The sequence below is a fragment of the Parabacteroides sp. Y3-G-102 genome, assembly GCF_023656845.1.
Taxonomy (GTDB): domain Bacteria; phylum Bacteroidota; class Bacteroidia; order Bacteroidales; family Tannerellaceae; genus Parabacteroides; species Parabacteroides distasonis.
Genome location: NZ_JAMOKU010000041.1, coordinates 38,147 through 48,067 on the forward strand (window position 1 = coordinate 38,147; position 9,921 = coordinate 48,067).

A 9,921-nucleotide genomic window follows, 5' to 3' on the forward strand; every position below is an offset into this window, starting at 1 on the left:
CTTATAGTTAGAAACAAATGATAAGCGGGAAAGGCCACCCTGCTATATTCGGAAAAAATACGATAAAAATGAAACGGATGATGATTTGGATCATACTGCTAGGTGGTATGGTACAGGGAGCTTTTGCTCAGAACTTGGAGATAAAGGGAATGGTGCGGGACGCTCGCAACAAAGAAATCTTGGAATTTGCAAATGTGGTATTGCAAACGATGGACTCTTCTTTTGTAGCGGGTACGACTACGGATATGAAGGGGCATTTTTTATTAAATAAGATTAAAAAAGGGAGTTATATTCTATCTGTCTCTAGTCTAGGCTTTAAGACGGAGTATATTTCCTTGGAAGGCTTGTCCAAGAATATTTCTTTGGGAGAAATATCCTTAAATGATGATGCGGTATCCTTAGACGGGGTGACGGTTAGCGCCTCTGCCCAGACGAGCCATGCCGATAAAAAAGTGATCTTCCCATCGGATCGCCAGATGAAGGCTTCGGGAAACGGTATGGATTTGTTGCAGCAGATGATGCTACCGAGAGTGCAGGTGGATTTGTTGAACAGTGAGATCAAGGCCACGGGAAATGGGGTAGTCCAAGCGCGTATCAATGGTGTGAAGGTGGAGCAGGATGAGATCAAGGCCTTGAATCCCTCGGATATCATCCGTATAGAATATCATGATAACCCGGGCTTGCGTTATGGCAATGCCGATATCGTGCTGGATTATATCGTTCGCCGGCCGGATACGGGAGGTAGTTTCGGTCTGGACATGGCGCAAGGTATCAATTCCATGTGGGGTGAACATAATGCTTGGGGAAAGATCAATCATAAGAACTCGGAATGGGGCGCTTCTTATCGGATCGGTCCTCGTGATTTCTATGGAATGAAACGGAATAACGAGGAAGAGTTCCATTTAGCGAATGGAACGACCTTGAACCGTGTGGAAATAGGCGAACCTTCGCGCGCTCGTTTGTTCATGCATAACCTGAATGTGAACTATAGCTATCAAAAGCCGGATAAGTATATGTTTAACGCCACGTTCCGCTACCGGAATAATCATCAACCGCATTGGGATTATCAAGGAGTCTTGATGAATAAGGCGAATCCGGAGGATAAAGTGGATATGATCGATCTATCGGGATCCGCTTATCAAGCTCCTGCGCTGGATTTATATTACCAACGGGATTTGAAGCATAACCAGACCTTGGTGTTTAACGTGGTAGGGACTTATAACCAAACGAAATCGACCCGTATCTATCAAGAGAGTAAACATGAACAATTGTTGACTGATGTGAATAATGTGGTGGATGGTGATAAATACTCGATTATCGGCGAGGCTATCTATGAGAAGAAATTAACGAATGGTAATCGGTTGAGCGGCGGTTTACGCCATAACCAATCTTTCTCGGATAACAGTTATATCAATGGGCATAACTATAAGACACATATGGAACAGATGGAGAGTTCCGTATATGCGGAATTCAAGGGAAAGGTGAAAAAACTGGATTACTCATTGGGTGTGACCGTGAATCGATCGTCTTATAGCCAACGGGGTGAGGATGCGGATTATGAACGTTATACGGTGAGTCCCCGGTTGACCTTGTTTTATGCTTTGCCCGGGGAATCTTCCATCCGTTTGAAATCAACGATGGGGAATGTGACTCCTTCTTTGGGTGAGCTGAGCGCTATCGACCAAGTGATCGATTCCTTGCAAATACAGCGGGGTAATCCTAACTTGAAGTCTTATATGAGTTATTATACGGAATTGAATTACGAGTTTCGCAAAGGTCTGTTTTACGTGAATGCCTTGGGCGCTTATGAGTATCAGCCGGACGCTATCATGGACGAGAAATATCTGGAAGGGAATAAGATCATCCAGACTTGGGATAATCAGAAAAACTGGCAACGGGTTGTCGCTTCCGTCAACTTGCGGGTCGGTCCGATCAAGGACATCTTGCAATTTTCAGTCAATGGTGGTATGAACCATTATATGAGTAACGGTAATACCTACACGCATCGATATACGAACTGGTGGTGCGATGCGAATGTTTCCGTTACTTGGAAGAATTGGTCACTCATGTATATGTTGATGACGAATTGGAACTGGTTTAAGGGCGAGACGATGAGTGGGGGTGAGAATATCCAAGGAATCCAGCTCGGTTATAGGCATAAAGACTTGATGGTTGGCTTGCGTGTCTTTAATCCGTTTACGGATAACTATAAGCAGGAGACCGAGAACTGGAACCAATACGCCTCTTTCCACCGTTCGAATTACATCAAGGAAAGTTCCCGTTTGTTTGTGGCGACGATTTCCTATAACTTCTCTTTCGGCCGTAAATTTAGCGCTGGTCAGAAGAAAGTGAATAATGCCGATAATGACTCGGGGGTAATGAGTACCGGTAAATAAGGGAATATTTTATATCTTTGAGGGAAAATAAAATGAGATATGAAAGCGATTAATCCGAATGAGATCAAAGACAACTTTATCGAGTTGATTGGTAAGGAGTGGATGCTGGTAAGCGCCGGTGATAAGGAGAAGTTTAATATGATGACTGCCAGTTGGGGCGGCGTGGGAGTGTTATGGAACCGTCCGGTGGTGTTTGCTTTTATTCGTCCGGAGCGTTATACCCGTGAGTTTATCGACGCTAAAAATGAGTTCACGATTACTTTCCTAGGACCGGAGCACCGGAAAGCCCATAGCATTTGTGGCTCTAAATCCGGCCGGGAGATTGATAAAGTGGCCGCTACGGGGTTGACACCGTTCTTTACGGAGGCTGGTAATCCTGTATTCGAGGAAGCTCGCCTTACGTTGGAATGTAAAGTGGTCTATAAGTCCGAGATCGAGGAGACTAAGTTTTTAGATCCTAGCGTTTTCCCTCGTTGGTATGATGAGAAGAACGGCAATGCGCATATCGTTTACATTGCCGAGATCGTAAATGCTTGGGAGAAGTAATCTCACCCAAGCAGTTCTTTCATCATTTGCTCCGTATGCGTGAGGAAATATTTAGTGAGCTGGTAATGCTCTGTTTCCTCATACGGGGTGATGTGTGCTCCGGTATCATCGATGGCATAAATGTCCGCGTTCGGATAAGCCATCAAGATCGGGGAGTGCGTGGAGATAATCAGTTGGCAACCGTTATTCACCAGTTCATGGATACGCACCAAAAGGGCCAGCTGCCGTTGTGGAGAGAGTGCGGCTTCCGGCTCGTCTAATATAAATAATGTATTGCGGCTGGCATAATTCAGGAAAGCGCTGAGAAAGCTCTCGCCGTGCGATTGCTCCAATAAACTCCTGCCACCGTAAGCTTTATAGGCGTAGATCTTGCTGTACTTACGTAATTCCAGTTGGGCTTGCCTATCCAATTCGGCCGCATGGTTAAAAAAGGATTCTGCCCGGAAGAAGAAATGCTTTTCCGGTTTTCGGGTCTCGATCAGCTTAATATGCTCGGGTAAGACATTGGCGTAAATCTTGTAGGCCTCGGTTCCGTCATAGAGCATACCCGGTTCTTCCTCATCCCTCTCCTCATATTTACTCATCATCGCTTCCAGCAGGGTGGATTTTCCCGCCCCGTTCTCTCCCACGAGGAAAGTAACCGGCTTGCGGAAAATGAATGATTCCGTAAAACGTACCGCCGGAGCTTTATAGGGATACTTTAGCTCCTCGGGATTGCCGGCTACCAAGTCCGGGTCCAGTAATTTTACTTGCTTCAGATAGATCATACAGAATATGTTTTGTTACAAACATAGTGAAAATATCAATGGAATGAAAGATAATATCGTAATCGTTGTTGTTCGTGCTCCGGAAACTCTTCCAATAGGGATAAATCCTCCCAACCTTGTAATTTCCCTTTTTTCCGGATCATTTTTTCGATGATCCTAGCTTGTTTATAACTGACATATGGGTGACTGGCCAGTTCTTTAGCTGACAGTTGGTTGACAAATAGATGACTAATAACTGACGGGTCCACGGAAAACCACGATTTCATCGCTTCATAGCGATCCTCGTCAATACCATATACTTCTCCTAGTTGTTCCACGGAATAAAATCCTCCTAGTAAGTCCCTGTATTTAATGATCCGCTTGGCAAAAACGCTACCAATTCCCGGAACCATTTTAAGGGCGGTGGTATCAGCCGAGTTTAATTCGACAACCGTTCCTTGCGGCCATTTTTCTGCTTGGGGATAAGAGGGAAAATGGGGCTTTGATTCCTTTCGGATGCGTTTGGATTTCCATTCGGAAGGGATTTTAGTTTCGTTCGAATGGGATTCTTTTTCTTTCCGAATGGAATTTGAAGGTGTTTTATTCGAATAGATCCGTGAGGAATCTTGTTTGATTCCGGTGTTTACCAATGGAACTGTTTGAAATTGGGAACGGTAGAAATCCGTCCCGATAATTGCGATCCATGCCATCGCTATTAAGGAAAGGAGTAGGGTAAGAGCCTGCCTTTCCCCCTTGGAGAAATAAAGTAAATCACGCCATTTCATAGTCTTATGTTTTGATTTGTGGAACTTCCACCGACAAAGGTAGAAGTTCCGTTTCTATTGACAAGGAATTCTCGGTATTATTTACCGGTAATCCATTTCAAGATCCCTAATTCGTTCAAGAATACGATACCGATGGCGATTGGGGCCACGTATTTCATAAAGAATACGTAAGCGCCGAAAAGACGGAACTTAAGAGTCCCCTCATTGGTCAACTCGGCTTTCAATACTTTTTTATCGACACGTGTACCTACGAAAATACAAGTGAGCATACCTCCCAGCGGTAGCATGATCTTGGCGGTCAGGTAATCCAGTGCGTCGAAAAAGGCCAAGCCTCCAATCGTGAATCCTTTCATCACCCCGAATGAGAGAGAACTGAAAATTCCTAAGAAAAATACCCCTAAGGAAACGATTAAAGCCGCTTTCTTGCGTGTCATGTGGAACTCCTCAAGAACGTAGGCCGTAGCTACCTCATGTAAAGAGATCGTGGAAGTCAGTGCCGCCATCGCTAGCAAGATATAAAAAATACAGGACCACAAGCCACTCAGCGGTAATTGTCCAAATACGTTCGGCAACGTGATAAACACGAGTTCCGCACCAGCGGAAGGGGTGATGCCGAAACTGAATACCGCCGGGAATATCATGATACCGGCCAATACGGCGACAAGCGTATTAATGATTGTCACCTGCCAAGCGGTGGCCTGCATATTCGTATCTTTCCCGAAGTAAGAGGAGTAAGTGATCAAGCAGCCCATACCCAAACTCAAAGAGAAGAAAGCCTGTCCTAGTGCGCTCAAGACCACTGAGGAAGTCAATTTGCTAAAGTCTGGCTTGAAAAGGAAAAGCAATCCGGCCTCAGCGTTCGGTAAGGTCACGGAACGTACGCACATGATCAGCAAGATCAAGAATAAAAGCGGCATCATGATCTTAGAGGCCCGTTCGATACCTTTTTCTACACCCGAGACAATCACGAAGTGAGTCAACCCGATAAAAGCGCCCATCCAAAAGATCGGACGGAAGACATTGGAAGCGAAATCCTGAAAATCGGCCGTATAGTCTATATCCGGCTGTCCATACAAACGGCCACTTAGCGTTTGCCAAACATATTCAAGCGTCCAACCGGAGACGACCGAGTAATAACTTAAGATCAAAAATGCGGCCAAGATACCGTTGTACCCAATCCAGCACCATTTTGTACCGGGAGCCATTTTCTTGAAAGAACCCACCGTATTGCTGCGGGAATGCCGGCCGATGAAAAACTCGGTTATCATTACCGGAATGCCCAAGAATATCATGAAAAGTATGTAGACCAGTAGGAAGGCCGCACCTCCGTTCGCTCCCAGCATATACGGGAAGCGCCATACGCTTCCCAATCCGACGGCGCATCCTACGGTAGCTAGTACTACGCCCAATTTACTACCGAATGTGACTCGATTGTTTGCCATATTATTTATTGTTGCTTTTATGCTTTTAATTGTTACCTATTTTCTTATTTTCGGGAGCAAAAGTAATAATTTGAATTAATTTGTTCGTGTAAAGTATAAATAATTTAGTGAAAGGAGTATGAAACGAGGACGTAAGAAAAAGTTAGCAATCTCATTGATGGATTATATGGGAAAACGAAGAGACATGAAACGGCAGTTAAAGAAAGAAGGGACAGCTGAGTTGTATGAGGTGGCCGTAAGGCATTTTTTAAGATTCGTGAAGAACCCGGGGTTCTGTTTGGCCGATTTGAATCGTGCGTTGGTGATAGATTTCATCACGTATCTTCAGGGAAAAGGATTAGCTACTAATACGGTAAATACGTATATCAGTAGTTTGCGGGCGCTTTATAATATGGCTTGCCAAGAGGCGTTGATTCCTGCGTCATATTATCCGTTTGAGAATTTGAAACTCCGGCGTGCGATGACGGCGAGGCGTGCGATTCCCGCATCTTTGTTCCAGCAAATCGCTCAGATCAAGGTGGTGGATGACCCGCAAGTGGAATTATCGATAGATCTTTCCTTATTCAGTTTTATGGCTTGCGGGATGCCTTTTGTGGATATAGCGTACTTGACGAGGCAGAATATCCGGGGGAATGAGTTGGTATATCACCGTCATAAGACAGGACGTATGATCCGGTTGGAGATAACCAGTAGTATGTTGCAATTGATCCGGAAATACGCGGATCGGCAGCGAGCGACCGGATCGTCGTATTTGTTCCCGATTCTTCCGCCCGGGAATCCGGACCATTTGAGGTATAAGCGTAGCTTGGCTCGGCATAATGCCCGGCTGAAACGGATTGGGCAAACTTTACGGTTACCGAATCCGTTTACGTCGTATGTTGTTCGCCATAGCTGGGCATCAGAAGCTTTACGTTGCGATATGCCGATGGCCTTGATCAGCCAGGCGTTGGGGCACTCGTCGGAGAAAACGACTCGTTTTTATCTGGAAGAATTGGATATATCACGTTTGGCTCATGCGAACATGAAGGTGATAGGCTCTGTAAATCGGATTTTTCCTCCCTATTAGTTCACAAAAATACATAATAAATATTTTATTATCACAACTTTTCTGCATTAAAATTGTCAAGTTCTTTTCACCAAATAAGGAATTTAGGGGAAGCTATGTCTTTAAAATGAACCATATTCACCTTCATTGATTCACTCTCTCAACTAAAGAGGAATTTCTATACTCTACAAATTCCTCCTGAATATCAAAAACAAATAATACAATAAGCTCGTTTGGATAGGCCTATATGTAAGCCATTGATTGGTAGCTGTATAGAAACACCATAATATTTATTGGATTTCATGTACGTGTTTTCCAAAAAACATGTACGTCTTTTCAGGAAAACATGTACATGTTTTTCTGAAACGTTCCGTGTGGTTTATTGATATACTATATAAACGACAATAAGATGTTGTTTAACGCTTATTCTCCTCTAACGTTTTTGAAACGCTAAACCTTATTCCATAAATAAGTCCACGGGCCATTCTTGCTGTTAGTTGATTTTAGGAAGTTGGGTCTTGAGGGGCAGAAGGGTGAAAAGATATAAGATTAACAACCATAATGAATAAGAAAGAATGAAGAAGACGATTTTCATGCTATTCTTGTTGGCAGTCCCGTTTCTTTCGAGAGCGCAGGGGGTGCCGGTCGAAGGGAAAGGCTCCATGATTGGGATCAAGAGCAATATTCCTTATTGGGCTACTGCCACGTTTAATTTGGGGGCTGAAGTTTATCTCGCCCGTCATTGGACACTTGAGTTGGAGGCAGGCTTGAATCCGTTCAGCGGCAAGAACGATGATGGGAGTTATGGCCGCTCACTGAAGCATTTGCGTCTGCACCCGGAGTTGAGGTATTGGTTTTGCGAGACGTTTAACGGCCATTTCCTCGGCGTGCATACTCCGTACCTATTATATAATGTAGCCGATATCAAATGGCTGGGTACAGAGGGCGAGCGTCACCAGGGATGGGGCGCGGGAGCCGGTATCAGTTATGGATACTCGTGGCTGCTGTCTCGCCATTGGAACTTGGAGGCCACGGTGGGCGTGGGCTATCTGTACTTGAAGTCGGACAAGTATCCCTGCGCAAATTGCGGCCGCAAGCAAGAAGGGATCAAGAAGCATTACTTCGGGCCTACGCAGGCGGCGATCAATCTCATTTACCAATTTTAAATCGATGGAGGACTGAAAAATGAAGAATCTACAAGGATGGATGATACTTGGGATCGCTTGTTTGGCCGGTTGTGTGGGTACTACGATTCCCGTACAGGCGCAGCAGACGGCTACCGCCATCGTCGTGAAGGAGCGGTTGGTGGAGCATGTGGGCGATCGCTTGATAATTGATATGAAACTAGCGTTGGACGAGTTGTCGCTACCGGCCAACCGGAGTTTGGTCTGTACGCCGCTGATCGAGCGGGGCGATAGCGTAAGGGCTTTGCCTCCCGTGATCGTGAACGGGCGTAACCGCCAGATCCAGTACGACCGGTCCGGGCGCGACGCGGCAGCGAACGGGGAGTTTGTCTTACGCCGTTACAATGGGAAGGAGCAGACGTTCGATTACCATGTCTCCATTCCTTTCGCCAAGTGGATGGAGCGTTCGGAGGTGTCGCTGGTAGCCGATTTTTGCGGTTGCGGCTGGGAGGCGTTGAGTAATGACAAGTCGCCGCTTTTCCCGATCCGGATCGCGGAGCCTGTGGTATTGCGGCCGCTTTTGGCCTACGTCACGCCGGAGGCGGAACGTGTGAAAGAGCGTGTGAAGGAAGGAAGCGCCTTCCTCGACTTCCCGGTAAACCGCACGGAGATATATCCCGAGTATCGCGACAATCCCTCGGAGTTACGCAAGATCCTCGAGACCGTGTCATCGGTGAAGGAGGATCCTTACGCTACCATCACGGAGGTATATATCAAGGGTTTCGCGTCGCCGGAAGGTACCTATAAGCATAACACTTATTTGGCCGAGCATCGCGCCAAGGCGTTGATCGAATATGTGAAGGGTCTTTACCACTTCGAGCAGGCCCGTTTCACGGTGGATTTCGAGCCGGAGGACTGGGCCGGATTGGAGAAACGGGTGGAGAACTCCTCGCTTGCGGACAAGGAGGAGCTGCTGGCCATCATCCGTGCGGACGAACCGAAGGATTACGACCGCCGCGAGGCGAAGCTGAAGGCGTTGAACGGGGGGGCCTCGTATCGGGTGCTCTTGCGCGATATTTATCCAGCCTTGCGCCATTCGGATTACGCGGTGCGCTACACGATCCGTTCGTTTACGGTAGAAGAGGCCCGTGAGTTGATCTATTCGGACCCTAGGCAGTTGAGTCTAAACGAGATGTTCCGGGTGGCGCAGACGATGGAACCGGGTAGCGACGCTTACCGCGAGGTGTTCGAGATTGCCGTGCGCATGTATCCGGACGATCCGGTATCGAACCTGAACGCCGCCCTTACGGCGATCGACGCGGGTCGCCTGGAATCGGCCCACCGTTATCTGGCGAAGACTTCCGATTCCGCGGAGCGTACCTTGGCGGAGGCGGCCATCGCCATGCTGGAGAACCGCTTGGACGAGGCGGAGGCTCTGCTGGGTAAGTTGTCCGACGATCCTTCCGTAGCCTCGCAGGTTGAGGAGAACTTGAGGCAGATCGCCGCGAAGCGGGAGGAACTGGCTGATTGATGACGAGAGTCGTGATCGTAGGATGATAATAATGAGTGTCAAATATAAAAACGGATGAGAAACATGAAAAAGAATTATTTATTAAGTGCGGCTGCCGCTTTCTTGCTGGCGGTTACGGGTTGCTCCGATGATATCGAAAACGGAGGCAATTCCGGTGGTGAGGGCGATAGCGGCAAAGTCTATATCCTCAAATCCGCAACTAAGCTCTTCAGCGTCCTTCTTGCGTCTAAACGTCCTCTCATCACTGAATTAGCAGATAAATTGAGGCTGAAATACCCACTTCTGCCCACAATATCCCCTTGCCCC

8 protein-coding genes and 1 pseudogene are annotated in these 9,921 nt (G+C 46.8%); 6 read left to right on the forward strand and 3 right to left on the reverse strand.

Annotated features, from left to right (window positions below):
• Nucleotides 1-68: 68 nt before the first annotated feature.
• Both NBH16_RS17810 and NBH16_RS17815 read left to right on the forward strand, forming a co-directional pair.
• Nucleotides 69-2,396 (forward strand): TonB-dependent receptor, encoded by a 2,328-nt coding sequence (locus NBH16_RS17810; RefSeq protein ID WP_250788917.1) that lies wholly within the window; start codon nt 69-71, stop codon nt 2,394-2,396.
• Between the two features lie 39 nt (nt 2,397-2,435).
• Nucleotides 2,436-2,942, forward strand: a complete 507-nt coding sequence (locus NBH16_RS17815; RefSeq protein ID WP_122144400.1) for a flavin reductase family protein — start codon at nt 2,436-2,438, stop codon at nt 2,940-2,942.
• A 2-nt stretch (nt 2,943-2,944) separates the two neighbouring features.
• Here NBH16_RS17815 and NBH16_RS17820 read toward each other — a convergent pair whose 3' ends face one another.
• The 3 genes from NBH16_RS17820 to NBH16_RS17830 all read right to left on the reverse strand — a co-directional run bounded on the left by NBH16_RS17820 (nt 2,945) and on the right by NBH16_RS17830 (nt 5,915).
• Nucleotides 2,945-3,709 carry an AAA family ATPase gene (locus NBH16_RS17820; RefSeq protein ID WP_008773277.1) on the reverse strand — a complete coding sequence of 255 codons (765 nt, stop codon included), beginning with the start codon at nt 3,707-3,709 and terminating at the stop codon, nt 2,945-2,947.
• 35 nt (nt 3,710-3,744) lie between these two features.
• The gene (locus tag NBH16_RS17825) at nt 3,745-4,473 is read right to left on the reverse strand and encodes a ComEA family DNA-binding protein (RefSeq protein ID WP_122297806.1); all 729 of its coding nucleotides are present in this window, start codon (nt 4,471-4,473) and stop codon (nt 3,745-3,747) included.
• 77 nt (nt 4,474-4,550) lie between these two features.
• Nucleotides 4,551-5,915 carry a sodium-dependent transporter gene (locus tag NBH16_RS17830; protein WP_005863916.1) on the reverse strand — a complete coding sequence of 455 codons (1,365 nt, stop codon included), beginning with the start codon at nt 5,913-5,915 and terminating at the stop codon, nt 4,551-4,553.
• 118 nt (nt 5,916-6,033) lie between these two features.
• Between NBH16_RS17830 and NBH16_RS17835 the strand changes: the two genes are divergently transcribed.
• The 4 genes and pseudogenes from NBH16_RS17835 to NBH16_RS17850 form a co-directional block, all read left to right on the forward strand.
• A complete protein-coding gene (locus tag NBH16_RS17835; RefSeq protein WP_250788918.1) occupies nt 6,034-6,981 on the forward strand; it encodes a tyrosine-type recombinase/integrase in 948 nt (315 codons plus the stop codon).
• 554 nt (nt 6,982-7,535) lie between these two features.
• On the forward strand, nt 7,536-8,126 hold the full coding sequence (locus NBH16_RS17840) for a DUF3575 domain-containing protein (RefSeq protein WP_005863920.1): 591 nt from the start codon (nt 7,536-7,538) through the stop codon (nt 8,124-8,126).
• Nucleotides 8,127-8,145: 19 nt separating this feature from the next.
• Complete coding sequence (locus NBH16_RS17845) at nt 8,146-9,615, forward strand: DUF3868 domain-containing protein (RefSeq protein ID WP_250788919.1); 1,470 nt, start codon at nt 8,146-8,148, stop codon at nt 9,613-9,615.
• A 54-nt stretch (nt 9,616-9,669) separates the two neighbouring features.
• Nucleotides 9,670-9,921: pseudogene (locus tag NBH16_RS17850) on the forward strand (hypothetical protein); the annotation flags it as partial.

Bases quoted from the DNA above. Each gene is read 5' to 3' on its own strand.
- NBH16_RS17810 (WP_250788917.1), top strand. From the start codon at position 69: ATGAAACGGATGATGATTTGGATCATACTGCTAGGTGGTATGGTACAG.
- NBH16_RS17815 (WP_122144400.1), top strand. From the start codon at position 2,436: ATGAAAGCGATTAATCCGAATGAGATCAAAGACAACTTTATCGAGTTG.
- NBH16_RS17820 (WP_008773277.1), bottom strand. From the start codon at position 3,709: ATGATCTATCTGAAGCAAGTAAAATTACTGGACCCGGACTTGGTAGCC.
- NBH16_RS17825 (WP_122297806.1), bottom strand. From the start codon at position 4,473: ATGAAATGGCGTGATTTACTTTATTTCTCCAAGGGGGAAAGGCAGGCT.
- NBH16_RS17830 (WP_005863916.1), bottom strand. From the start codon at position 5,915: ATGGCAAACAATCGAGTCACATTCGGTAGTAAATTGGGCGTAGTACTA.
- NBH16_RS17835 (WP_250788918.1), top strand. From the start codon at position 6,034: ATGAAACGAGGACGTAAGAAAAAGTTAGCAATCTCATTGATGGATTAT.
- NBH16_RS17840 (WP_005863920.1), top strand. From the start codon at position 7,536: ATGAAGAAGACGATTTTCATGCTATTCTTGTTGGCAGTCCCGTTTCTT.
- NBH16_RS17845 (WP_250788919.1), top strand. From the start codon at position 8,146: ATGAAGAATCTACAAGGATGGATGATACTTGGGATCGCTTGTTTGGCC.